Genomic DNA, 24,426 nt, shown 5'->3' on the forward strand with positions numbered 1-24,426 from the left:
ATGACAAAGATAAAAGCAGTTTTCAGTGACATAGACGGGACTTTAATTAATTCAAATCATGTGATAACCGAGAAAACAAAGCTTGCAGTCCAAAAAGCAACAAACCTGGGTGTACCATTTGTCCTTGTTTCTGCTAGAATGCCAAGTGGAATCTTGCCACTCCAAAAAGAATTGGAAATCGATTCACCCATTATTTGCTACAGTGGTTCTCTGGTAATAGACTGTAGGAGTAATACCACTATTTTCAGCAAAGGCTTGCCTCAAGAGAATGTTATTGGCATTTATGAGGCTGTAAAAAGCAAATTCTCAAACATTCATATTAACATCTACAGCCATGATCAATGGATTGTTGAAAATCCACAAAACGAATGGATTGTTCAAGAGCAAGATATCACAGGGGCTCAGCCTACTCAGGCGAATCTTAAAACCTTCATAAACACAAACCCTGAAATGCATAAAATTCTCTGTATGGGTCCGTCTGAAGAAATCGAAGAGCTTGAAGAAGTATTAAAGAAAGACAACGCCGTTCTAACCATCTACAAATCAAAAGACACTTATCTGGAAATTATGTCTGGAGATGCATCTAAATCTAAAGCAATCCAGCAGATAATCAGCCGTTATGGTTTTAAAAAGGAAGAAATCATGGCAATCGGTGACAATTTCAATGATATTGATATGCTGAAATTCGCTGGGCTGGGCATCGCAATGGGGAATGCGCCTGACGAAGTTAAAAAGTATGCGAACCAAGTGACCTCCAGCAATGATGAAGAAGGATTAAGTTTGAGTTTAGAAGAGAACGTCATCAGCTAAAGGCGTTCGCCTTTGCAATGGGATTCTACCCTTTAAAGGGGTTATACCATCCTGAGAATCCCGTTGCAACAGCGATCGTAAAATCAAATCATTCGCGTAGCGGTGGATCACCATCGAAGGCTGTTACTCCCCGAGCAGCTTCAAAAAGTTGGCTGGCACCGTAAATTGCTGATTATTAATGATAATCTTCCGAAGCTCTTCAATAGAGTCGTCTTCACCTTGGGCGTCTTTAATCTCCTTGATTTCACGGTGGAGACGTTCCATTTGGAGGTCAAGCGCATTGGCTGAATCTGCCGCATTTTTTAATTCGCGTGTCAGGCTTTCAGGTACGGACTGGTTGTATTTATAAAAGATTTTATGCTCCAAACTGGCCCAGAAATCCATCGCAATGGTCCGAATTTGTACCTCCACGCAGACCAGCTCCTGACAGTCGGACATGAACACAGGAACCTGGATCAGCAAATGCAGACTTTGGTAGCCGTTTGGTTTGGGATTTTTGATGTAATCCTTGACCTCCAGCACCTTCAAATCACTTTGTCTCTGTAACATGTCACTTACATCATAAATGTCCGAAATAAAAGAGCAGGTAATGCGTAGCCCCGCGATATCCTTAATGTGATCCTTGACGGCAGCAAGGGAAAGCTCGCTATTTTTACGAAACATTTTGTTCATGATGCTCTCAGGGGATTTGAGGCGCGATTTGGTATGCTCAATAGGGCTATAATCGTGCAACGCCTGAAATTCCTGCTTTAGTATTTCAATCTTGGTTTCCATCTCGTCGAGCGCAAATTTATAGATCAGCATAAAACGCGTGATATCGTGCTTTAGCTTTTTGATCTTGTCCATCGGGTCTTCCGGATACATATGTAATTCTCCTCACACATAGATGTCGTTTATTTAAAATAATGGAGCCGTACGGTTTAAGGTGGTTGGCAGCGGAGCGACAAATCCCACCCTAAACAAATTTTAAAACGGTACTGGAATTTTACGTTTTTGTTTAAAATAAACCCATTCGCGGAAGCCAATACCCTTCAGCATCGCCTTCACTTCGTCCCAATCATCGCCTACCCGAGCAGGTTTATGGGCATCTGAACCAAAAGTGACCTCTACGCCAAAATGATGCGCTCTTTCTAAAATAGGAACGGACGGGTACCATCCGCCACTGAGCTTGGTTTTACCTGAAGTGTTAATTTCAATCGCTACACCGGATTCTGCAATCACTTTCAAGGTTTCATCAATCGCTTCATCGGCAGGAATATCTGAGAAAGCCGGGAAATTCCCCTTCATCGCGTCGATATGACCCAAAATCTGAAACATACCGCTCCGCGCAGATTCCTGAATGAGCGCATAGTAAGCTTGTTTGACCTCGATTTTGCGTGCATCACTTACGTCATTCCAACGACTGCGATTAAAAATGCTGTCTCCCTCAACGTTGTGGATCGAACCAATGAGGTAGTCGAACGGATAAGGGGCCAGGGTGGAACGGTACAGTTCTGCAAAATCAGGAAAATAATCTGTTTCCAATCCGAGCAGCACGTCAATACGGCCTTCGTATTCCTTCTGTAGCTGCTGTACCTCTTCTACGTACTGGGCAAGCTGTGATTTCGCCATATAAATTTTCGGAAAAGCCTGATCCTGCTCGCTGCATAAGAAGGGGGAGTGGTCTGAAATACCAATTGCCTGTAAACCGGACTGAATGCCTGCTTCGATATAGTCCCGAATATTGCCGTCTGCATGACCGCAGCGGAAATGATGGGTGTGCAGATCAAATTTCATAGGATGTCGTCCTCTCGTATTTAAGGTTTGTATTTCGTATGGTGTTCCTAGCGGAGTGCGCTATTCAGAACTAATAAAATTGGTTTCCGGCATACCTTTTAGATCGCTTAGAAACTGCTGCATGGCGGAGTTCAGATATCGGCCGGATTTATAAATGACTCCCACCGGATGGCTAACCTCCAGCTCGGTAATCTGGATCATTTTCAATGTACCCGCACGTAGCTCGGGAGTGACCGACAGCCTGGATATAATGGCAGCGCCCAGATTGATCTCGACCATCCGTTTGACTTCCTCGCTGCTGGACAATTCGATCACGACATGAGGCACAATTTGGTGTTTTTTAAATACATCGTCCACGAATTTTCGTCCTACCGTATCGGGTGAGAGCAGAATAAGTGGAATTTCCCGAAGGGCTTCAATGGTAGCATGCGGTTGGGAGGCCAGCGGATGAGTAGGCGATACGACAAGCTCAAAGGAATCGTAATACAAAATCGAAGTGCTCAAATTTGGATTACGTTCGATCAAGTAACCGATGCCAACATCAATAAGCCCGTTTTCCACCTGTTGATAAATCATGGAGGAAGCCATGGATTGAATGGAGGTTTTGATGAGCGGGAATTGATCCTGAAAGTAGGAAAGTACACGCGGTAAAATTTGAATGGCGATGGACGTCGTAGTGCCCAGCGCAATATGACCCTGCGGCGTTTCGTTCAGATCGTACAATTTTTGCCGCAGTTCCTCGACAACACTCAAGATCCGCTCTGCATGTTCCAAAAAAACAGCCCCTCGGTCGGTCAGGGTGACGGGTTGGTTGCGGTCGATCAGAATGGTCTTGAACTCATCCTCCAGACTTTTGATTTGGGCGGATACCGCCGGCTGCGTCAAATTGAGAAGTTCTCCGGCTTTGCGGAAGCTCATCGTTTTGGAAATCATGATAAGTGTTTCAAGTTGACTGATGTTCATGAAGTTCCTCCTCTCTTTTCTTAATTCTGTCGCAGCAGTACAGCCTGAGGATTTTTCACAAATCCACCTGTGCATATGTAAAACCATCGTTATGCTTATTTCATTAAATTATAGGTTATTCGAGCGGGAAGGGCAATGAATCGAAGCAGAACACCGTGAAGTATGGTATATTGGAAAATAAAGACTAAAGTCCTGCTATACATCAAAAGTAACCCATTTGAATTCGATGGAAAGCGATGAAATAGGACATTATTCACATTTTTTGTGATTCGGCTATAAAAAATTGCTGGATAGCTGTCGATAAGTGATAGAGAGAGTATTTTACTGAAGATTGATTCGTTATGCATCATTTTGAAAAATAAAATTCTAATTAAAATGGGACTTTTGTTGTGTGTCTAAAAGCCCATCGTAAAGGGGCGCAATGATCGTGAAGGCAGAAGTGATAAATCCTTTTTTGGAGTCAGCGCGGCGGGTCATTGAACAATTGATCCAAATCTCTCCCTCACCCGGCGATCTCGGTGTGAAAAATGTCGAGCTGGTAGACGACCATATTTGGATTATGATCGGGATGACCGGACAGCTTAGCGGAAATATTGTGTTCGGCCTGAATGAACAGGTAGCGTTGCGCATGGTTTCGGCGATGATGGGCGGATTCGTTTTGACTGAAATTGATGAGATGGGCAAAAGCGCCATTTCGGAATTGGGCAATATGATCAGCGGTAATGCCAGCACGATTTTGTCCAATCAGGGGATTGTAGTCGACATTACGCCTCCGCAGGTCATGAAGTCGGAAAACTTGACCTCTTTCGTACCTCAGCGTGCCCTTTATATTCCGCTTACAATGGAAGGGATTGGTGAGCTGGATATTCAGGTGATGATCTCTTAATATTAAAGAAGCAGGTTTCTTTAATATGGAGGGATGGCCATGAGTACATTGCAAAACAAGGTGGTTGTCATTACAGGGGCATCCAGTGGAATTGGCGCCCTTTGCGCACGGTTGCTGAGCGAAAAGGGCGCGATTCCTATTTTGACAGCGCGTTCGCAGGAACGTCTGGAGCAAGTGTCGGCGGGAATTAGCGGCAGGCATGAGCTGATCCCTCTGGATGTCACTCGCCAGGAGCAGGTAGAGGCTGTGGCTGCACGGGTGATGGAGCAGTACGGACGGGTCGATATTTTGCTCAACAACGCAGGTTACGGGAAGTTTGAGTGTTTTCATGAGACAGACCTGACAGAGTTTGAACAAATGATGGATGTGAACTATATGGGCGCTGTCCGTTGTATCAAGGCATTTCTGCCGCAAATGACAGCAAGAGGTACGGGACAGATCGTCAATGTGGCATCCATGGCCGGCAAAATCGGGACAGCCAAATCGTCCTCCTACACAGCAACGAAGCATGCGCTGCTAGGGTTCAGCAATGCGCTTCGGCAGGAGCTGCGCGGGAGCGGAGTTACGGTAACGACGATTAATCCCGGACCGATCGACACGCCATTTTTTGACCTCGCTGATCCTTCAGGCGGATATGTCCGTAACGTAGGCTGGTTTATGCTAAAGCCGGACAAGGTCGCGCAGCACATCGTGAGAGCGATGGAGCTTCGCAAGGAGGAGGTTAATCTGCCACAGTGGATATCTCCTTTTCTCAAGCTGTATCAGCTTGCTCCCAGACTGACCGACAGACTGGGTCATGGTGTGATGAACAAAAAATAAAGGATGTCCCGCAAACCATGTGATGGTGGAGGGACATCTTTTTTTTGTTATTTCGTAGCAAAGGAGGGCGGGACTAAATATCTGCATTTGGTTGCAGGGCTGTTTTCGCATATAATGGAGAGTAACGAATTTACGTATAGGGGTTGGACCTTTTCATGACATTGAATTTTGAATCGCTCGGCATTGAACAAGACCTGTTGACCAAGCTGGCTGAGCATGAGATTACGCAGCCTTCGCCGGTTCAGGCGCAGGCTATACCAGAAATGATGAAGGGCAGGCATGTATTGGCTCGTTCGCAGACCGGCACAGGGAAGACGCTGGCTTATTTGCTGCCATTACTACAAGCCATTGATCCACAGAAAAAGGCTACACAAAAGCTGATCCTGGCTCCCAGTCAGGAGCTGGCGATGCAAATTGTACGCGAAGGTCAGCGTTATGGGGAGCATCGCGGCATCCGTGTGCTCGGCCTGATCGGTGGAGCGGCAGTCAAGCGCCAGATCGAGAAGCTGAAGGACCATCCGCAGCTTGTGGTCGGCACACCGGGACGTGTACGGGAACTCATCGCTTCCAAGAAGCTGAAAATGCACAACATTACAACCATCGTCATCGACGAGGTGGATCAGATGTTCCAGCTCGGCGGAGCAGGCGATGTCACGAACATCCTGGGCACCGCCCAGCGTGACCGTCAGTTAGTATTTCTGTCCGCAACGCTGAACGACGAAATTCAAGCGCTGGCCAAGCGGGAAATGAAGGATTACGTGGAAATTGGGATTGATCCCGACCAGAAGACGGCCAGCGGTCTGGAGCACTATTACTTTGTATCCGAAGAACGGGATAAGGTGGACATGCTGCGCCGACTGGTGCGTCATTTTAATCCGAGAAAAGCGCTAGTGTTCGTCAATACCACCAATGCTATCGGGGAAATTGAGGCCAAGCTCAAGCATATGGGACTGACTACAGCATCCCTGTACGGTGATGCGGACAAAGTTACACGTACCAACGTGCTGGCCCAGTTTCGTGCGGACAAGCTCAAGGTGCTGATTGCTTCCGATGTGGCAGCCCGTGGTCTGGATATTGAGGGACTGGAAATGGTGATCCATTTTGATCCGGCTACGGACAGTCAGGCTTATGTTCACCGTGCGGGACGGACCGGACGAATGGGGCGCAAAGGATTGGTTGCGTCGGTTGTTACCGACCGCGAAACATTCATCATGCGTAAGTTTTCCCGTGAACTGGGCATCGACATTGCAGAGCGTGCGTTGCACGGAGGGCGGGTTGTCGTGCCGCGTCCGGTGGATGCCAAGCGTGCGCCTGTAAGGCCATCCGAAGCCAGAGCCACTTCCGACGGAGCAGCCACGGAAAGCCGCAAGGCACCTGCCCGCGGTGAGAACAGTCGTCCTGGCAGAACTACAGCAAATGGCTCGGCTCCAGGTAAGGGCAAAGGAGCAGCTTTGTCCAAAGCAGGGAAAGCGCAGCGCGAGCGTGATCGTAAAAACAAGGGAGCACCAAGATGGCTGAAGGAAAAAGGGTCAAAACCGAACGGATAAGTGAGAAGAGGGGGAGCCATGGAACAACAGCCTGTATTGCAAATTAATGGACTGACAGGCGGATACAGCGCCAAGCGTCCGGTGCTGCACCAGATTTCTCTGGATGTAAAGCCGGGCGAAATGGTGGGGCTGATCGGTCTGAACGGAGCCGGGAAAAGTACGACGATGAAGCATATTTTGGGACTGATGACACCGCAGGCGGGAGAAATCCGCGTGCAGGGACATAAGCAGGCGGAAAATCCCGAGCAGTATCAGGGAGCCATTGCTTTTGTACCCGAGTCTCCAGAGCTGTATCCCGAAATGACCGTGATGGAGCATATGGAATTCACCGCCAGAGCGTATGGAGTCAGTGAAGCTGATTTCCGCACCCGCAGTGACCAAATGCTGGACTTGTTCCGTATGCGGGATAAGAGCGGAAGCATGTCGATGCATCTCTCCAAAGGGATGCGCCAGAAAGTGATGATTATGTGCGCATTTTTGGCGGGACCGCCGCTATATGTCATTGATGAGCCATTTTTGGGTCTGGACCCGCTCGGTATTCGTTCCCTGCTTGATTTTATGCTGGAAATGAAGCGCTCGGGCTCGTCCATTTTGCTCAGTTCTCATATTTTGTCCACGATTGAAAATTATTGTGATCGTTTTATTGTGCTTCATCAGGGTGCCATCATTGCACAGGGTACGCTGGACGAAGTGACAGCACAGGCGGGTAAGCCGGGCATGCCGCTGGAAGATGCATTTTATGAGCTGGTACAGGGCAGGGAATGAGCATGGATTTGCAACGCTTGCATAAAGAAAGACGTGTTGCGTTCTGGGGACAAGTGCTGCCTTATCTCGGCTATGTCATTCAGAGCGGCCTGGCGGTCGTCTTTGGCTTTGCGCTGATTGCCTTTGCCGCGTGGTATACGTCGCTGATTATGCATATCCCGCCGGATTTGCCCATCCGCTGGATTATGCTCATTGTAGCCGTTCCGGTCGCTCATGTAAGCTTCCGTACGTATTTGAATGAAGCCGATATCGTCTTCCTGCGCCCGCAGGAGCATGCGATGCACCAATATTTTAAGTCCAGCCGTATCCGTGGCGTAGTGTATAAAATATTCGGCCTGCTGTTGCTGCTAGTGATCGCGTGGCCACTGTATATCCGCAGCGATACTGCGCCTAAGCCACTGCTGCTGACCATACTGCTGTTCGTGCTGCTGAAGCTGCTGTTCAGCTATGGCGGCTGGCAGGAGCTGCGCATGGTATCGCGCGGCGCAAGTATGGGGTATCGTCTGCTTCGCTGGATGCTGGCAGTGCTGCTGGTAGCCGCATGGCTGTGGCAGCCTCCGCTGCGCAGCTTGCCGTTTATCGTGCTGGTGGGTGTGGTGTACATGCTTGTCCTGCGTTTTCCGGTCAAGCTGCTGGTGGCATGGGAAAACCTGATCCGTACAGAAGGCATTCAGGCTGCCCGTGTGATGCGTACTTTGGGCTGGTTTGTAGATGTGCCGGCCCTTACGCAGAGAGTGACTCCGCGTCGCTGGTTGTCCTGGTTGGGTGGTAACATACCGTGGGACAAAAGGGGAGCTTATCGTTACCTGCTGTTCAAAACTTTTGTGCGCACAGAGCCTGTGGGGATGGTGATAAGACTGGGTATCCTCGGCCTGTTGATTATATGGATCACGCATACGAGCTGGATCGGTATCGCTGTGTATTTATTTTTTATATTCCTGATCGGCGTGCAGATTACTTCGCTAAGGCAGTACCACAAGGATTCGCTATGGCTTCAGCTCTATCCGCTTCCTGCTCATACCCGTCGTGCGTCTTTTCTGGACTTTGTTGTCCGGCTGCTGTTGCCGATTGCGGTCGTCCTGTGGCTTCCTTTTATGTTGAGAGGAACTGAAGGGCTGATTTCCACGCTGCTTACGCTGGCCGGTGGAGTGCTGGTGGTATACCTGGTACGAGGCGCTCAGGCGAAAAAATGGCGTCTGGACGGTCAAGATGAGGAAGAAGTTTGATCCTGTGTGTATAAAGTAAAAACAAAGGCTATTCCGTAAGCAGCAAGCGCTGTTTGCAGAATAGCCTTTTTGCGTGGGTACTGCTATGGGTCAGCCGTGGGCGCAGATGTCATTCTGCTTAAATAAAAATTGTTTTGCTGATGATTACTAACAAAATGAACAGTACCAGAATCGTTCCTGTGCTTGTGAATGCGCCGAAACCACCGTAACCGCCTCTTGTTTCTTCTGCTCCCATGCTCGTTCTCCTCTCGGTCATTGTGATGTAGGATACACCGTATATTATGAAGCGGGTTTTCGGATTGCGTGGGCCAATGTGGAGGTGGATTGCCGGAGCGCCTTGTTTTTTTCAGCGGATATGGGGGAATAGAGAGGAAAAGCCACGTTTTGTCGAGAATAGAAGAAGTATATAATCATTATTACTTGGAAAGTGGGAACGACGAGATGCTGGCAGACAAGCTGCTCGTGAATATATTTCTGGTTTTTGTACCCTTGCTGGTGTACAGCGCTTTATCGGATTATCGACATATGAAACAGACCCCATTGCTCATGGGAGGGGTGCTGGGTATCTCTTCTGTGCTTTGTCTTATTTTCTCGTATAGCTGGTACGGCTTGTTTTGGGATCTCCGATATGTTCCGCTGATCCTCTCCGTTTTATATTTTGGTCCCGGAGCAGGACTGGTGAATATAACACTCATGATGATGGCCCGCATTTATGTTGGACCTGATTCCATCGGGGTGGGGCTGATTAGCATGCTGTTATGTTATCTCGTACCTCTCTTGGTGAGAAAAAAATTTATGCATCTCAAAGGCATGCTGGCCCGGGTGTTGATAAACTTGCTCATGAGTGTGTGGATGAATGTGATCATGCTGGTTATTCTTATGATGCATTCCTGGGCCAACGGCAGACTGGATGAAGTCGAGCTGATCAAGGGGGTTCTTTGGTTTGCTATAATTCAATTTCTAAATATCGGAGCTGCCTCTTGCTGGATGGAGTTTAGTCTCGAACGGGAAGAGATGAGAAAAAAGATCAAATATGCTGAACGTCTCAATACGTTAGGGGAACTGGCCGCTTCCATGGCTCACGAAGTTCGTAATCCGTTGACGGTCGTAAAAGGGTTCCTGCAAATGGCCCAGTCAGGGCTGGAAGGAAAAAACCGCAGATATATGGCGTTGGCGCTGGCGGAGGTGGATCGGGCTGAAAGAATCATTAGCGACTATTTGAATTTATCCAAGCCGCAGATTGGGAAGACGGAGCTGATGGATCTGTCCGGTATGGTTCAACAGATTGTTCTGCTCCTGAAACCGATGGCGGCCAAGCAAGGCGTAAGAATGCAGACGGAGCTGAGGAATGAAATATATCTACATACGGATCGTAATCAACTGTTGCAGGCGCTAATTCATATCACGAAAAATGCGATTGAGGCTGCGGAAGATGGAGGCAAGGTATACATAAAGCTGGCAGTTCAGGAAGAGAAGGCATGTCTGAATATCAAGGATACTGGAAAAGGCATGAGCCCGGAACATCTGGAACGGGTAGGCACTTTGTTTTTTTCGACCAAAGAAGTAGGGACAGGGCTGGGAACAGCAGTCTCTTTTCGCATGATTGAAGCGATGAACGGCAGTATACGGTATGAGAGCGAGCCGGGAGCGGGTACGGAGGTTATCATTTTGCTGCCGATGGCACAACAATCTTTGCTGGCTGCCGAGGGATAAGTGCTTCGAGTTGTGAATGAATCGTTCAACAGGGGATATAAAAAAACGGTATGCCGCAACATCCGGCACACCGCTTAATCCAGCTATAAGTCTAACCAGTTAATACCGACCGATTAGATTAGGCGTTCAATAAGTCTTGCACACCACGATAAACAATGTCGTACAAGTCTTCCAGATATTCTTCCTCGATACAGGAGAATGCGATACGGAGATCATGCTCACCTAGTGCAATCGTTCCCACCCCATATTGCTCCAGCAGATGTGTGCGCAGTTGTTCGGCGGACAAGCCGTTCAGCTTGAGACACATGAAATAACCCGAGTTGAAAGGATAGTAACTCCATACATCTCCGTATTTTCCGCTATCAAGTAACGCCTTGACCTTGTTGGCCCGGCCTTTCATGATTTGGAACTTTTCTTCCTTCTGTTGCTGAAAATCCGGTGATTTGAGAGCATCCAGTACGAAGGTTTGCGACGGGTGAGGGCCGCTGGAAATTGTTGCCCGAATGATTCCCAATGTTTTTTGCTCCAGTGCGCTCAGTACATCCTGATGTTCCGAAGCAAAGGTAATAAATCCGACACGGAAGCCCCACACGAATTCTTCTTTGGTAGCTCCGTCAATTTTGACTGGTAAAATTCTTGGATGAAGTCCAGCCAACTGGCCGAATAGCGATTCATGCAGCGAATCCTCGAAGAACAGGCCAAAATAAGCGTCATCCGTCACAACTACAACATTGATGCCTGCTTCTGCTGCTTCCTGAATGGCAGCAACAATCGCTTTGCCCTCTTCGATTCCCGGTGTATAGCCAGTCGGGTTGTTCGGGAAGTTCAGCACAACGATGGCTTTGCCGTATTCCTTCTGCGCCAGCAGCGCTTCACGTAACCCCTCACTATTAAAACGTTGGTCCTCTGTGAACAACGGGAAATTCACCAATCGTCCATGACGGCGAATACCGAAGGTCAGCTCATAATTTTCCCAGTTTTTGTCCGGATAAATGACAGCATCCCCTTCATCCGTAAACAGGTCGGCAACGATGCTCAAACCATGAGTCAGCGCGTTCGTAACCACAGGTAGGCCGTAGCTTTTTCCAGCGAGCGACGGGTTTTCCTTCAGCATTTTTTCCCGCCATACACTACGCAGTTCGGGCTTGCCCGCAGGAGGCGCATAAGGGTACAGGTCCTTGGGGCTGTATGCAGACAGCTTCTCCTGAATGACCTCCAAATGCATAGGACCGCTACCCTCGGTAGCAATACCAATTGTAGCGTTGTACTTTTTAGCAAGTTTCCCCGCCTCAGCGGATTGACTTAAAATCCCTTCTTTTGGGAAATAAATCTCTTTACCTAAAAGAGAAAGCATTTCATATACATGCTCGTTGCCTGCCTGAATGTTGCGGTTTAACTGCGCTGCCAGTGGATTCATTCCGGTTTCATCCTTCCAAGTCATTTTGATTACATATTATAGCATTACACACGGTAAGCGTCACGCAAAAGCGTCAACGAAGCTTTCCTGACCTGCTGGAGCATGAATCCACGGGGAGGGAAGGCTTTATTTTTTGCGTAATGGCAGTTCTGCGCTTATATTATAATTTAACGGGATATGGGACAACGAAAGAATAGCATAAGGAGGTGCAGATTTTGCTGGATACGTCTGCGGCATCGTTTATCCTGTTGCCTGCCTTTGCCAAAATTGTGTGTGAGCCGGGCTGGAAATGGCAGGTACGCGAAAGACCGATGCCAAACTACGATTTATTTTATGTATGGAGCGGTGAAGGAACGGTTGTATTGAACGGGGAGTCTTATTCGGTAAGCAAAGGAAGCTGCTTCCTGTTCAAGCCGGGGGATGATACCCGGGCCACGCATAACCCGCAAAAACCGCTCATACTTACCTATATTCATTTTGATCTAACCGAGCCGCCGAAGATCATCCCTGCCAGCTATCGTATGTTGGAGGAAACGGTAGAGGTGGAGCATATGCTTGCAAGGTACGTCCGTCTGCGCCTAGAACGCGTATACGGGGCAGAGGAGGAGGGTACGCTAATCCTGAAGCAGCTCATGATACATCTGCTGCGTGCCGACCGCAAGGAGCCGCAGGAGCAGCCGGCCAGCCACCAGCTCACCGAGGTCATCCGGGAAACGGCCAATTATGTGCGCCAGCACCCGGGGCTTCCTCATCGTGTCGAGGATTTAGCGGCACGGGCAGGGTTGTCATCACGTTATTTTTCGATCAAGTTCAAGGAGCTGCTGGGCGTTTCTGCGCAATCTCATATCATCAGCATGCGAATTGAGCGCGCACAGCATCTGTTGCTGCATGCCGGAATGAATGTGACTGAGGTGGCAGAGGCTTTAGGATACCGCGATATTTTTTTCTTCAGCCGCCAGTTCAAGCAACACACGGGAAAAAGTCCATCCGAGATCAGGTAAAGGAATAATCGGGTGGACAGGCTGTTTCAGATGCAGCCATAATGGGTAATCTTCTCTAAGCTTGTGAAGTCAGGGGATTTATGCAGAGAGTGGGATATGGAGTATTTTCAGCTTCCCGGCGACGCTATCAGCCAGAAGTGGAAATGAACTTGTGGTTCTGAGGATCGTCATATAACGAATAAAAAAGATAAGCACATATGAAAGAGGACCCGAGCAATTTTGCCGGGTCCTCTTTCATATGTGTTGTCGTAGTCATGCTGTAACGGCAAACTCGCTTACGCTTTCGGAGCGTGCCGGAAGCAACCGAGACGCTGCCCCATTCTTACTACATCCCCTAGCTTCAACGCAGGGTCAGGATCAAACGTGCCGTTTTCGGTCAGCAAAACGACGGTTGAGCCAAACTCGAAATATGCGAGATCGTCGCCTTTTTCCCATGAGACGGCTTCATCATCGGTATATTTGATGCTGCTTACATTCATCGCGCCAACCTTGACGACCGCCACCTCGCCGTATTCATGGGCAATGTACGTAATCTGCCGTTCATTGCGGCTCAGAACCGCTCTCATATGCTGTAAGCCGAAGTCATTCACCGGATATACCTTGCCGCGCAAATGCTCCTTCTCCACCAGTGTACCGGATACCGGCGCATGAATACGATGATAATCAGTCGGACTGAGATACAGTACAAAGGCGTAGCCATGCGTGTATTTCTCAAGACGCGGCGAACGGTTAAGCAGCTCATCCAGCGTATAGTCCTGACCTTTGACATTCAAAATCGTGCCGGACGTAATTGGGCCAGTGAATGTAATCCGCGCATCCACCGGACTGGTCATCACCTCGGCGTTCGTATCAATCGGGCGCATGCCCGCTTTTAATTTGCGTGTAAAATAGGCATTCAAGGAAGGATATTCCTTCCATTCCTGCTCAGCCTCATGCGTCTGGATCTGGTACGTACGTATAAAGGTGGGGATAAAAAGTCGGCTTGCACCGCTTTGCGCGAAGGAACCCACGACCCGACACACCCACTTGCGCGATGATAGCTCGGTCATGAGCCGCAGCCACTGTTTTGCCATTTCAGATCCCCCTTGTTCATTTCCGAGCCGTCTTGGCCGGAACCTGTCCGGCCGCTCTGAACTATATTGACACAGAATGTGACGTAAATCAATACAGTGGACGGTCGAGTGGACGGTCGGTGTCTGCCGGGGGCATCCGTTCGAGAAGCCAACGCGCATAAGCCATCGGCTGAGTGTACGTTTCTTTCCAGACATTGTTCATGCCTGCCTGGCTGAAGCCGTAGCGCTGATCGCGGCCGTTGCATTCGATAAAAACAATCTTGCCTTTCTGCGTAATGCCCAGGTCCAGACCGACGTCAGCCAGCCGGGGAAGGTTTTGTGCCAGCCGATGAACGATTTGCAGCGCGAGTCTTTCCAATTCATTCATCAGACGGGCTGCGTTCCATGGCTGAGCCGTCTGTGCCTGTGACAACACCTCTGGCAAGGAACGGGCCGAGCCGCCCTGCGCCACATTGGAAACGAAGGTGTGGGAGGGAGCAATTTTGGCAAACATGCCTGTCACGCTCCAAATACCGCCATATCCGCGTTGCACCGTCACACGAATATCAAAAGGACGGTTGTTATACAAAGCGAGCGGTAATGTTTCCTGCACGATATGAGGACTACGCAGTAACCGCTTGTGTAGAAATGAAGGCAGTTCTCCGGCGTACAGGCGCAGTGTGATCCACCGATCGGGTACAGTGGGATGTGCGCATTGTAAAGTCCAGTCACCACGGGAATGTCTCAGGCGCATAATTCCTCTGCCGATGCTCCCGCTGCTTGGCTTGATGATGACATCTCCGGTCTGCTCCATCAAGGTACGAATCGAAGTCCGGTTGCCTTGCAGCGTACGTGGAAGATGGGGATGGAGCAGAGGGTCTTCCTGCAATATTGCATGTATGTGGTCCTTACGGAAACGGTTTTGTTCATTAAAGATGTAAATTCCCTTCTCCACCAGTCTGTTGATTTCACTGGCATTTTCGTTCTGTCGATAGAGGGTCCGATTATGGATGACCCGTGGCAACGGGAGAGTCATCTGACGATGGCCGTTACCATGTTTAACAAAAGCCCGGCATGTTCCGGTCGGTATATGAATATCCTCCAGACGAAGAAAGCAGGGGATTAGCTCGTAGCTCAATCCGGCGTCTTCGTAATTGACGAGTGATTCATATCCCGTCCTCATGGCGGGGATGCCCCGGTACGTCACCGGGTTGAGCATGACGCCGACATGCAGCATGGGTATGTCCGCCCTTCCTTGTTGAGACTCCAACTGACAACTCAGTGGTTCTAGTTCATCATATGTATCAAAGATCGGCCAGGCATGGACGGTAGCCTTACTGCATGCCCAAAGTGAGAAGCCAGGCACCTTTCAGGCAGGGAGGCGATATGATACACCATGAGTGTTGAAGAGAATTACAGGTGAGCGCTTGAATCAGAGAGGAAAGAAGGTGCAGGGCTGATGCAGAGGCCGAAGGTGGCAGTCGTTACACCGGGCTCTTTTGTTATACCTTCGCCCCGCAGCAGCTCGGTAGAGCGGGTTATTGCCCATATGGTACCGCTGGCCAGCGATAAGCTTCAGGTACAGATATATGGCATACGGGGAGAAGAGGTGCCAGATAACGCCGATGTGGACGGGGTGCCATGCATACGTTATAAGCAGGGGCCAAGTTATATTCCCAAGGTGATCGCCGACCTGAAAAGGTGGTCTCCTGCGGTGGTTGATGTGCACAACCGCCCGGCTGTGGCATATGCGATCCACAACGCTTTGCCCAATAGCCGGATCGTGCTGACTTTACATTCGACCACTTTCATCCGGGAGCCGCACCTCAAACGGAAGGAAGTGGATCGACTGCTGCAGCCGCTGGAGCGGATCATCGTGAACAGCGCCTATATGGGGGCAACCGTAGCTACTGACAGCTCTGATGCTGTCAGGGAACGCATCGCTATAAATGAGCTGGGCATTCATCCCGGCGATTTTCTGCCGCGCTGGACACCTGCGGCAGAAGCGGTCAGAACGGCGCGGCTGAGCGATTACGGCTGGGCAGGCCGCCGCATCGTGCTGTACGCGGGCAGATTGGTGTCGGGCAAGGGCGTTCATCGGCTGCTCAAGGCCCTGCCGGGCATCGTCCGTGCCTGTCCGGATGTGCTGCTACTCATTGCAGGCAGTGCCTATTACGGGCAGAGCCGCTTCACGCCCTATTCGGCGTCGCTGCATCGGCAGACGCGTAAGCTGAGATTGGGAAAGCACGTCAAGTTTCTCGACTATGTTCCCCATCCGGCGTTGGCCTCGCTGTATCAGTTGGCCGATGTGACCGTTGTTCCTTCGGTGGGAAGTGAGGCCTTCGGGCTGGTTAATCTGGAAGCGATGGCCGCAGGTGTACCTGTGGTTGCTTCCCGTACGGGCGGCATCCCAGAGGTTGTACGGCACGGGGAGACGGGCTGGCTTGTGTCTCCATCTCCGGGGGAGCAGGAAATGGCTGCTGCTATCATCGGACTGCTCCAGCAGCCTGACTTGCGGCGGCGCATGGGAGAGGCCGGGATTGCCGAGGTACGAAAACGGTTTTTATGGCAGCATTCAGCACAGCGCTGGGCGCAAATCATGCTGGATTGCGTAACGTAGTGACGTGAGCCCAACTGTGAGCATAGGCTATCCTATAGGCATTAGCCATGATTCCCAGCCGGGTGAATAAAGCGGAGCGACCGCTGGTTCACTTCTGTGCCAAAGGAGCGGTCATTATGAACCATCGTATGAACCATAATAGTAAGGATAAAAGAACAGTGCGGCGTAACCTTTCCAATGCAGTTCCTTCCCCTCGTATAGACAAAAATAAAACGGCTTCCCCATCCGGCAACAGCAAACCGATCCAGCGGGAGACGGTGAGTGTAAAGTCTATCGTGGAAAGCCAAGCTCAAGCACATGACCTTATTGCAGTGGATGAAGCAGCATGGAGGAAGCACAAGCTTCCCAAGACGTTGGAGGAAGCCATGCTGCTGAACCGAGGGTCTGTACTGCTGCTGTCTGTGCCAGAGACGGATGCGGAACCTGGGACGGAATACGGCCTAACGTCTGTAACGTCCAGAGGTCAGACAGAGCAGGAATCGTTGCTGGATTGCTCCATTACCAGTATCCACATTGCCGAAGGCAGACATCGCCCCAAGCAGCAGCGGGTAGCGTTGTCCGCTGACAAGCCCGTTGCTGCTCTTACGGATGATGACGGGCTTCTCCGCGAACACACATTTAATTCAAGAGCCGCTTCAACACGGTTTGGCAGCACTCCTTTTCACATTCCCGCAGAAGCGCGAAGGGATGAAGTGAGCATTGTGTTTGAGCAGCCATTCAAGGACGTGCATTATGCAATCACAGGAAATGCGAGCACACCGGGGGTAACGGTATCTGTCACGAAATGTCAGAGAGATTCGACGGTGTTCACGGTGGAACGCGGACACGCAGGTTTGGTTTGTGAAGGTTTGATTCTGTGGATTGCAATCGGGCACGATTAAAAGATGCCTATATAATGGTTGCGAATTTGCTTAAAACAAGAAAAAGGCATCCCGATGAAGGGACGCCGTATTCATGAGAGGAAAGAGGGCATACTTGTAATGGTAATATCCCCCTCTTTTTGTACATCCTAAGTAGAGCCAGATGTTTGCTTATCAGAGCCTTCTATCAATAGTTGAGGATTCATCGCGAGGAAAAGCAATGTATAGACTCAGTTTATTTCACACCTACAGCGTCAAAGGACTTAATGGCAGAAATGACTGCTATTGAATTTTCACCATAGCTGTCCTTGGCTGCCTGAATAACGGCGGCGCGTGCAGTGGAGAAGTTAGAGGTGGAGGTCAGGTAATTTGTAAAGGCATTATAGTAAATATATACAGCTGCATCACGTCCGATTCCATCTACCTTGACACCATGGAAGGTGCCGCCTTGTGCCAGCAGATAGTAGGCTTTGTTAATAATGCCGCTATTAGTGTGGGTACCACCATAATCCTCGTTATTAGGGTCGGTATCAAAATTGCTGTAGTGATCTACCTGACCGTATTTGACAGGATCGGAAAGGGAGCGGATTGCGTCACCCTTAATTTTTGGTGTATAAGCGACTTTGCCAAAATCCCAGTTGGTACGCTCAATGTCGTTACCAATAATATCCGAGATGCTTTCACTCAGTGCGCCAGATTCAGCGAAATACACCAGCCCGGATGAATGCTCGGTCACGCCGTGAGTCAGCTCGTGAGCAACAATTTCAAGGTCGCTGCTGAAAGGGGCAAATAACGTGCCGTCACCGTCTCCGTATAGCATATGGGTGCCGCCCCAGTGGGCATTATTGTAGTTCTTTTCCCCATAATGGACTGCCGAGGCAATAGCCATGCCACGTCCGTCGATGCTGTCGCGTCCAAATTTTTCTTTATAATAATCATAGGTGCGAATGGCATAAGCATGGGCATCCACCGCAGCCGGATCTTTCCATACGTTATCTGTACTTGTATAAAGGGTGCCTGGAAGCGTCTCGGTATTGTGAACATTGTAAGTTAAGATGCCTTTACCACGAGTCGCATCCTTCAATTGGTACTTTTTACCGGAAGCCGTTGTTTCGAACGTTTTGGTATCCCCGAGTACACCACGACCTGTGCCGATTACTTCATTGAGGATGTCATACTTGAACACGATTTTGCCGTCATTGGCATCAATAAAGTAACGTGTGCGCAGTAAGGTAGGCTGCAAAATATTAACTTCCGTTACATAAACCAGACGTGTTGTGTCTCCATCAGGATAGATGTACAGTTCTGCCTTAGGGTCCACGCTCGGTTCCAGATTGGCGATTTTGGCGATAGGTGCAGTTGCAGGCTCTACCGCTTCCAATTTGCTATTCTTCAGTTCAGTTGTTTTTTCCAGATCCAAATTATCCTTGTCCATAGAGGAAGATTCTTCGTTGTTAGATGCCTCTGCGTAGGTGTCTTTACTCACACTGCTAACGTCCCCGGAAGGTTCAGCAGCGGTATGGGCGGAGGAAGAGAGGGATTGAACACGTGTAGCTGCATCTTCATACGCGGTATAGACGGCCTCAGTAGCACTGATTTTTGGAGTTGTATTTTCTTTAGCGTCGGCTTGTTGATCTTCTGAAATGACAGCTCCCAGATAAGAAGTAATTTTACCAGCCTTATTCACATGGATGGTCTGCTCGGCTCCAAATACGGGGATTCCATCCACATACTGTTTTAGGCGATAATGTTGCGTACCGAATTTATCACTGGTTCGATCCACGATCCGAAATTGCTCACGGACACGGGTGCCGCTGTTGGTATTGTCCATACTCATTAATGTTTTCTGTTGTCGATTCAAAAAGCTCCAGACCAGATTGTCACCTGATACCGATGAAGGAGACTTCCAGTTTACGGTTTGAAATGTTGGCGTAAACTGAGTGGGATCGGGAACAGAATTCTCCGCCGCGGCTGCGGATGCCCCAGGTACTACAGAGCCTAAGAGCATAGCCCCTCCAAGAAGTGAAAACCATACTTTTTTCATTAAATACTCACTCTCCCAAGTTGATGTGAGGATGAAAATCATCCTGTTTGAATAGGCATTGCGCCATGTATGTAGGTCTTGTTGCTTCTTTGAAACGTGAAGAGGATGGAAAGAAATTACCTTATGCAAAAAAACCAGATATAGTTTTTTGCAATTCTATCTTCTCGGCTCTGATGTTAGCACAGAGATTGTCGAACGAGAAGAATTATTTTACAAATAACTCCAAAATGATTCAATAGTCCCAAAATATTAATTTGTTTGTCGTATATCGTCGAAACGAATCGAAAAAAGGGGCATCCCGTTGAACGGGACGCCACAGGCTCAAGGAGGAAGGGGTACAGACTTACACTGTACCCCTATTTTTTGTCCACTTATAAGTAGGATCAAATGATAGCCACATAATAGGCTTCTATCTACTGAATGAGGAACACTATCGAGGAATACGGGATATGATTTACTTGATTCCTACAGCATCAAAGGATTGAATAGCGCTGGTTACTGCTGGCGAATCAGCACCGTAGAGGTCCTTGGCCGCCTGCACTACAGCCGCACGTGCGTTAGAGAAGTTGGAGGTAGAGGTCAGATAGTTCGTAAAGGCATTATAGTAAATGTATACAGCCGCTTCGCGTCCGATACCACTAACCGTAACGCCATGGGACGTACCGCCTTGTGCCAGCAAATAATAGGCTTTGTTGATAATACCGCTATTCGTATGGACTCCGCCTTCATCATCATTGTTAGGGTCCGGGTAAAAATTGGAATAGTGATCCGGCTGGCCATATTTTGCAGGGTCGGATAGAGAGCGCAGAGCGTCGCCCGGAATGTTAGGCGTATAAATGCCATCGCCAAGGAGCCAGTTGCTACCATCCATATCATTACCAATAATATCTGAGAAGGCTTCATTCAGCGCACCTGATTCACCGTAATACTCCAGATTGGAGGTGAACTCTGTGACACCGTGGGTGAGTTCATGCCCCACGACATCGGGATCACCGCTGAAAAAGGTAAATAATTTGCCGTCGCCGTCGCCGTATGTCATTTGAGAGCCGTTCCAGAAGGCGTTGTTATATTTTTTGCCGTAATGGACGGTCGAACGGATTTGCATGCCGCGTCCATCAATGCTGTCACGTCCGAATTTTTTCTTATAATAATCAAAGGTTCGAATGGCGTAGGCATGGGCATCAACACCCGCCGGATCATCCCATACATTATCCGCATCCGTCAAAATAGTACCTGGTGTCGTTTGGCGGTTGGCAGCGGTGTAGGTTACGATCCCGTTACTGCGTGTCGTGTCTCTCAACTGATATCCGTTGCCGGAAGCTGTGGTCGTGAACGATTTTATTTCACCATCTACGCCGCGACCGGTGCCCGTTGCGTAGTTGAGGATGTCATACTGGAATACAATTTTTCCGTCCTTGGCATCAATAAAGTAGCGTGTACGCAAAGGTGCAGGCTCCAGAATATTAACCTCTGTCACATAAACCAGCCGTGTAGTCTCACCGTCAGGATAGATGTACAGTTCTGCTTTAGGTTCCACACTTGGCTCCAGATTGGCGATTGTGGCAATAGAAATTTGTTCCGAGATGGATTTTTCGTTGTTAGATGCTTCCGCGTAAGTGTCTTTACTTACACTGCCTTGATCCTTGCTGCCCTCGGTAACGTTATTGGTGACGGAAGGGTAGGATTGAATTCGTGTAGAGGCTTCTTTATACGCGGTATAGACGGCCTGGGTAGCACTGATTTTTGGAGTGGTATCCTCGGTGGCGTCTTGCTGTTGATCCTCTGAAATGACGGCACCCAGATAAGAGGTGACTTTACCGGACGGATTCACATGGATGGTCTGCTCAGCTCCATATACGGGAACCCCGTTTACATACTGCTTCAACCGATAATGGTTTACACCGGATTTGTCGCTTGTACGATCAATAATGCGAAATTGGTCACGAACACTGGTGCTGTCTGCACCTATCAACGTTTTCTTTTGTCGATTCAAATAACTCCATACAATATTGTCACCGGATACGGCTGAAGGAGCCTTCCATTGTTCTGCGTGAAAGGTTGGCGTAAGCTGAGTGGGATCAGGAACGGAATTCTCCGTTGCTGAGGCACCGGGTGCTACAGCCCCTAATAATATAGCTCCCCCAAGCAGTGAAACCCATACTTTTTTCATTAAAAAAATCACTCTCCCCAAATTTAGGTCAGGATGATGTGCATCCTGTTTTGTTTTAGGCATGGCGCCATGTATGTAGGTCTTGTTGTTTTTTTAAAACGTGAAGATCATAAAAAAAAATGAACTTATGCAAAAAAACAAGTTTTATTTTTTTGTGATTCCACCGTCTTGGCTCTGATATTAGCACAGAGAATGTAGGACGAGAAGATGTATATTACAAATTACTCCAAAATGAGTCTAAAGACCCTTATTTAGATTTTATTTGTCTTATTTAGTCGAAATTGATCGAAAACGTACAGAAGACAAGAAAAGGGCGTCCCTTTGAGGGGACGCCATAAACATAAGGGGGAAGGGGCGCAGACTTGTACACTGCACCCCTATTTTTTCGTCCATTTTATGAGCTGGGTTGGATGACAGCTGCACAACGACAATGGTCTATGGACGATGATGAATAAGAGGGATTGCAATTATGATTTAGTTAACTCCTACAGCGTCAAAAGATTTGGCGGCTGCGGTTGCTTGCGCTGAATTCGCACCGTAAAGGTCTTTTGCTGCTTGCACCACAGCGGCGCGTGTATTGGAGAAGTTGGAAGTAGAAGTCAGGTAGTTCGTAAAGGCACTATAGTAAATTTGGACAGCTGCGTCGCGACCAATTCCACTTACAGTTACGTTATGGAAGGTACCACCTTGTGCCAACAGATAATATGCTTTATTAATAATGCCGCTGTTGGTATGAACGCCCCCGTTATCCGAGCTGCCTTTATACAAGTTAGAATAGTGGTCTGGTTGATCGTACAGGGTAGGGTTAGACATAGAGCGCAGAGCATCCCCCGCAATGCTTGGCGTATAAATATCATCGCCTACAAGCCAGTTTTTACGCTGGATGTCATTGCCGATGATGTCCGAGAAGGACTCGTTCAACGCACCGGATTCCCCGTAATAATCCAAATTTGAAGTATACTCTGTAACACCGTGCGTGAGTTCATGACCAACTACATCGGGATCACCACTGAAAGCGATAAATGTGGTACCGTCCCCGTCTCCGTAAGTCATTTGGGAGCCGTTCCAGAAGGCGTTGTTGTAGCGGCTGCCGTAATGGACCGTCGAACGGAGTTGTAGGCCACGCCCGTCAATACTGTTGCGTCCGAATTTGTCCTTATAGTAATCATATGTTTTGGCCGCATAAGCATGAGCATCTACGCCGGCTGGATCATTCCATACGTTATCGGCATCCGTCAGGAGCGTACCTGGAATGGTCTGACGATTGGAGGCCGTGTAGGTCACGATTCCGTTACCGCGTGTTGTGTCTTTTAACTGATAGCTGCTTCCGGACTGCGTAGTGTTGAACGACTTGGTATCACCAAGCACACCTTTACCTGTGCCCGTCGCTTCATTAATGATGTCATATTGGAATACGATTTTGCCATCATTGGCATCAATGATGTAGCGAGTACGCAGTGGCGCAGGCTCTAAAACATTGACTTCTGTCACATAAACCAGCTGCAGGGTATCCCCGTTAGGATAGAAGTACAGATCGGCTTTAGGATCTACTTCAGGCTGCAGATTAGCAATTTTGGCAATGGAACTTTGTTCTGTCTCCACCGCTTCAATTTTGCTATCTTTCAGGGCAGACGCTTTATCAAGACTAAGCTCGTCCTTATCAACAGATGTTGTTTTGTCGTTGTTAGCAGCTTCTGCGTAAGTGTCTTTACTTACACTGCTTTGCTTTTCAGCATCTGTAGAGATCGTATCGTCGGAGGAAGGGAGGGCTTGAATCCGTGTAGCTGCTTCTTCATAAGCGGTATATACGGCCTCGGTAGCACTGATTTTCGGAGTTGTACCTTCCGTAGCTTCTTGCTGCTGATCCTCAGTAATCACGGCCCCCAGATAAGAGGTGACTTCACCAGACTTGCCTACATGAATCGTCTGTTCAGCTCCATATACGGGAATCCCGTTCACATACTGTTTCAGCCGATAATGACTTACACCGGATTTGTCGCTTGTACGATCAATGATGCGAAATTGATCACGGACACTGGTGCTGTCCGTACCTAGCAACGTTTTCTTTTGTCGATTCAAATAACTCCATACAATGTCGTCACCCGACACCGATGAAGGGGCCTTCCATTGCTCGGTGTGGAAGGTTGGCGTAAGCTGACTTGGCTCTGAAACGGAACTTTCCGCAGATGCACCAGACGCTACCGACCCTAATAACATTGCTCCTCCAAGAAGCGAAACCCATACTTTTTTCATTTAAAATTCACTCTCCCCGGTTAATGTCAGGATGAAGACCATCCTGTTAAGAAATAGGCATTGCGCCGTTTATGTTGGTCGTGTTGTCGTCTGGAACATGAAGAAAATGGAACGTGAAGAAGAAAAACCGAAGTGTCTTTCATGAAGCGTGCGTGAAAAGAGGGTACTGCATGTGAAGCTTACAGTCTGAAAAGGTGACAAACTCCTCCTTTCCTGTCGTATAAGTAAAAGTGGAATAAAGGCGGATAATGGAAAAAAGTTGTCTTATGCAAAAAAAACAAATGTTGACTTTTTGAACTCCCATCATCTGGCTCTGATATTAGCACAGAGAATGACGGACGAGAAGATGTATGTCACAAATTTATCCAAAATGATTCTTTAGACCCTAATAACTCATTTATTTAATAGGATTAATAAGAAATGTCAAATAAAGTCGAAAATTGCTTTGTCGAAAAGACTCCACGCTTGCCGTTACACACGGGTTTTAGAGCGCATAGGTTATGT

General features: G+C 48.6%; 20 protein-coding genes. 10 read left to right on the forward strand and 10 right to left on the reverse strand.

The genetic code is table 11. The features are described from left to right. Positions 1-810 carry a Cof-type HAD-IIB family hydrolase gene (locus ACQ4MX_RS20855; RefSeq protein WP_431087088.1) on the forward strand — a complete coding sequence of 270 codons (810 nt, stop codon included), beginning with the start codon at positions 1-3 and terminating at the stop codon, positions 808-810. 123 nt (positions 811-933) lie between these two features. Here the strand turns inward: ACQ4MX_RS20855 and ACQ4MX_RS20860 are convergent, their stop codons facing one another. The 3 genes from ACQ4MX_RS20860 to ACQ4MX_RS20870 form a co-directional block, all read right to left on the reverse strand. Continuing rightward, the gene (locus tag ACQ4MX_RS20860; RefSeq protein ID WP_431087090.1) at positions 934-1,674 is read right to left on the reverse strand and encodes a GTP pyrophosphokinase; all 741 of its coding nucleotides are present in this window, start codon (positions 1,672-1,674) and stop codon (positions 934-936) included. 102 nt (positions 1,675-1,776) lie between these two features. Continuing rightward, a complete protein-coding gene (locus ACQ4MX_RS20865; RefSeq protein ID WP_431087091.1) occupies positions 1,777-2,586 on the reverse strand; it encodes a histidinol-phosphatase in 810 nt (269 codons plus the stop codon). 60 nt (positions 2,587-2,646) lie between these two features. Beyond that, the gene (locus tag ACQ4MX_RS20870; protein ID WP_014277800.1) at positions 2,647-3,549 is read right to left on the reverse strand and encodes a LysR family transcriptional regulator; all 903 of its coding nucleotides are present in this window, start codon (positions 3,547-3,549) and stop codon (positions 2,647-2,649) included. Positions 3,550-3,976: 427 nt separating this feature from the next. Here ACQ4MX_RS20870 and ACQ4MX_RS20875 point away from each other — a divergent pair, with 427 nt between their 5' ends. From ACQ4MX_RS20875 to ACQ4MX_RS20895, 5 genes are all read left to right on the forward strand, one after another. Continuing rightward, on the forward strand, positions 3,977-4,435 hold the full coding sequence (locus ACQ4MX_RS20875) for a chemotaxis protein CheX (RefSeq protein WP_137060098.1): 459 nt from the start codon (positions 3,977-3,979) through the stop codon (positions 4,433-4,435). Positions 4,436-4,474: 39 nt separating this feature from the next. Next, the gene (locus tag ACQ4MX_RS20880; RefSeq protein WP_431087093.1) at positions 4,475-5,254 is read left to right on the forward strand and encodes an SDR family NAD(P)-dependent oxidoreductase; all 780 of its coding nucleotides are present in this window, start codon (positions 4,475-4,477) and stop codon (positions 5,252-5,254) included. A gap of 155 nt (positions 5,255-5,409) precedes the next feature. Further along, positions 5,410-6,801, forward strand: a complete 1,392-nt coding sequence (locus ACQ4MX_RS20885; RefSeq protein ID WP_431087095.1) for a DEAD/DEAH box helicase — start codon at positions 5,410-5,412, stop codon at positions 6,799-6,801. An 18-nt stretch (positions 6,802-6,819) separates the two neighbouring features. After that, complete coding sequence (locus ACQ4MX_RS20890; RefSeq protein ID WP_025685414.1) at positions 6,820-7,566, forward strand: ABC transporter ATP-binding protein; 747 nt, start codon at positions 6,820-6,822, stop codon at positions 7,564-7,566. Positions 7,567-7,568: 2 nt separating this feature from the next. After that, positions 7,569-8,792: an ABC transporter permease gene (locus ACQ4MX_RS20895; RefSeq protein ID WP_431087096.1), complete on the forward strand. Its 1,224-nt coding sequence runs from the start codon at positions 7,569-7,571 to the stop codon at positions 8,790-8,792. Positions 8,793-8,910: 118 nt separating this feature from the next. Here the strand turns inward: ACQ4MX_RS20895 and ACQ4MX_RS20900 are convergent, their stop codons facing one another. Next, on the reverse strand, positions 8,911-9,027 hold the full coding sequence (locus tag ACQ4MX_RS20900; RefSeq protein WP_209440990.1) for a YjcZ family sporulation protein: 117 nt from the start codon (positions 9,025-9,027) through the stop codon (positions 8,911-8,913). A gap of 149 nt (positions 9,028-9,176) precedes the next feature. Between ACQ4MX_RS20900 and ACQ4MX_RS20905 the strand changes: the two genes are divergently transcribed. Beyond that, complete coding sequence (locus ACQ4MX_RS20905) at positions 9,177-10,505, forward strand: ATP-binding protein (RefSeq protein WP_431087097.1); 1,329 nt, start codon at positions 9,177-9,179, stop codon at positions 10,503-10,505. Positions 10,506-10,623: 118 nt separating this feature from the next. Here the strand turns inward: ACQ4MX_RS20905 and ACQ4MX_RS20910 are convergent, their stop codons facing one another. Continuing rightward, on the reverse strand, positions 10,624-11,922 hold the full coding sequence (locus tag ACQ4MX_RS20910) for an aminotransferase class I/II-fold pyridoxal phosphate-dependent enzyme (RefSeq protein ID WP_014277792.1): 1,299 nt from the start codon (positions 11,920-11,922) through the stop codon (positions 10,624-10,626). Between the two features lie 215 nt (positions 11,923-12,137). Between ACQ4MX_RS20910 and ACQ4MX_RS20915 the strand changes: the two genes are divergently transcribed. After that, the gene (locus ACQ4MX_RS20915) at positions 12,138-12,923 is read left to right on the forward strand and encodes a helix-turn-helix domain-containing protein (RefSeq protein WP_431087098.1); all 786 of its coding nucleotides are present in this window, start codon (positions 12,138-12,140) and stop codon (positions 12,921-12,923) included. Between the two features lie 275 nt (positions 12,924-13,198). Here ACQ4MX_RS20915 and asd read toward each other — a convergent pair whose 3' ends face one another. Together asd and ACQ4MX_RS20925 are read right to left on the reverse strand one after the other, a co-directional pair. Further along, the gene (gene asd / locus ACQ4MX_RS20920) at positions 13,199-13,996 is read right to left on the reverse strand and encodes an archaetidylserine decarboxylase (RefSeq protein WP_134912905.1); all 798 of its coding nucleotides are present in this window, start codon (positions 13,994-13,996) and stop codon (positions 13,199-13,201) included. A gap of 88 nt (positions 13,997-14,084) precedes the next feature. Then, positions 14,085-15,212, reverse strand: coding sequence for a YheC/YheD family protein (locus ACQ4MX_RS20925; protein ID WP_431087099.1), 1,128 nt, complete (start codon positions 15,210-15,212; stop codon positions 14,085-14,087). A 222-nt stretch (positions 15,213-15,434) separates the two neighbouring features. Here ACQ4MX_RS20925 and ACQ4MX_RS20930 point away from each other — a divergent pair, with 222 nt between their 5' ends. Both ACQ4MX_RS20930 and ACQ4MX_RS20935 read left to right on the forward strand, forming a co-directional pair. Continuing rightward, a complete protein-coding gene (locus tag ACQ4MX_RS20930) occupies positions 15,435-16,595 on the forward strand; it encodes a glycosyltransferase family 4 protein (protein ID WP_431087100.1) in 1,161 nt (386 codons plus the stop codon). Positions 16,596-16,711: 116 nt separating this feature from the next. Then, positions 16,712-17,476 carry a WIAG-tail domain gene (locus ACQ4MX_RS20935; protein ID WP_431087101.1) on the forward strand — a complete coding sequence of 255 codons (765 nt, stop codon included), beginning with the start codon at positions 16,712-16,714 and terminating at the stop codon, positions 17,474-17,476. Between the two features lie 214 nt (positions 17,477-17,690). Here ACQ4MX_RS20935 and ACQ4MX_RS20940 read toward each other — a convergent pair whose 3' ends face one another. The 3 genes from ACQ4MX_RS20940 to ACQ4MX_RS20950 all read right to left on the reverse strand — a co-directional run bounded on the left by ACQ4MX_RS20940 (position 17,691) and on the right by ACQ4MX_RS20950 (position 23,922). Next, positions 17,691-19,499 (reverse strand): M4 family metallopeptidase, encoded by a 1,809-nt coding sequence (locus ACQ4MX_RS20940; RefSeq protein WP_431087102.1) that lies wholly within the window; start codon positions 19,497-19,499, stop codon positions 17,691-17,693. Between the two features lie 454 nt (positions 19,500-19,953). After that, positions 19,954-21,669: a M4 family metallopeptidase gene (locus ACQ4MX_RS20945; RefSeq protein WP_431087104.1), complete on the reverse strand. Its 1,716-nt coding sequence runs from the start codon at positions 21,667-21,669 to the stop codon at positions 19,954-19,956. Positions 21,670-22,143: 474 nt separating this feature from the next. Next, the gene (locus ACQ4MX_RS20950; protein ID WP_431087105.1) at positions 22,144-23,922 is read right to left on the reverse strand and encodes a M4 family metallopeptidase; all 1,779 of its coding nucleotides are present in this window, start codon (positions 23,920-23,922) and stop codon (positions 22,144-22,146) included. Positions 23,923-24,426 lie beyond the last annotated feature (504 nt).

This window comes from Paenibacillus sp. 8b26 (assembly GCF_050626875.1).
GTDB lineage: Bacteria > Bacillota > Bacilli > Paenibacillales > Paenibacillaceae > Paenibacillus.

Bases quoted from the DNA above. Each gene is read 5' to 3' on its own strand.
- ACQ4MX_RS20930 (WP_431087100.1), top strand. From the start codon at position 15,435: ATGCAGAGGCCGAAGGTGGCAGTCGTTACACCGGGCTCTTTTGTTATA.
- ACQ4MX_RS20940 (WP_431087102.1), bottom strand. From the start codon at position 19,499: ATGAAAAAAGTATGGTTTTCACTTCTTGGAGGGGCTATGCTCTTAGGC.
- ACQ4MX_RS20885 (WP_431087095.1), top strand. From the start codon at position 5,410: ATGACATTGAATTTTGAATCGCTCGGCATTGAACAAGACCTGTTGACC.
- ACQ4MX_RS20895 (WP_431087096.1), top strand. From the start codon at position 7,569: ATGGATTTGCAACGCTTGCATAAAGAAAGACGTGTTGCGTTCTGGGGA.
- ACQ4MX_RS20890 (WP_025685414.1), top strand. From the start codon at position 6,820: ATGGAACAACAGCCTGTATTGCAAATTAATGGACTGACAGGCGGATAC.
- ACQ4MX_RS20950 (WP_431087105.1), bottom strand. From the start codon at position 23,922: ATGAAAAAAGTATGGGTTTCGCTTCTTGGAGGAGCAATGTTATTAGGG.
- ACQ4MX_RS20945 (WP_431087104.1), bottom strand. From the start codon at position 21,669: ATGAAAAAAGTATGGGTTTCACTGCTTGGGGGAGCTATATTATTAGGG.
- ACQ4MX_RS20880 (WP_431087093.1), top strand. From the start codon at position 4,475: ATGAGTACATTGCAAAACAAGGTGGTTGTCATTACAGGGGCATCCAGT.
- ACQ4MX_RS20870 (WP_014277800.1), bottom strand. From the start codon at position 3,549: ATGAACATCAGTCAACTTGAAACACTTATCATGATTTCCAAAACGATG.
- ACQ4MX_RS20900 (WP_209440990.1), bottom strand. From the start codon at position 9,027: ATGGGAGCAGAAGAAACAAGAGGCGGTTACGGTGGTTTCGGCGCATTC.
- ACQ4MX_RS20925 (WP_431087099.1), bottom strand. From the start codon at position 15,212: ATGCTGCATGTCGGCGTCATGCTCAACCCGGTGACGTACCGGGGCATC.
- asd (WP_134912905.1), bottom strand. From the start codon at position 13,996: ATGGCAAAACAGTGGCTGCGGCTCATGACCGAGCTATCATCGCGCAAG.
- ACQ4MX_RS20860 (WP_431087090.1), bottom strand. From the start codon at position 1,674: ATGTATCCGGAAGACCCGATGGACAAGATCAAAAAGCTAAAGCACGAT.
- ACQ4MX_RS20935 (WP_431087101.1), top strand. From the start codon at position 16,712: ATGAACCATCGTATGAACCATAATAGTAAGGATAAAAGAACAGTGCGG.
- ACQ4MX_RS20910 (WP_014277792.1), bottom strand. From the start codon at position 11,922: ATGAATCCACTGGCAGCGCAGTTAAACCGCAACATTCAGGCAGGCAAC.
- ACQ4MX_RS20865 (WP_431087091.1), bottom strand. From the start codon at position 2,586: ATGAAATTTGATCTGCACACCCATCATTTCCGCTGCGGTCATGCAGAC.
- ACQ4MX_RS20855 (WP_431087088.1), top strand. From the start codon at position 1: ATGACAAAGATAAAAGCAGTTTTCAGTGACATAGACGGGACTTTAATT.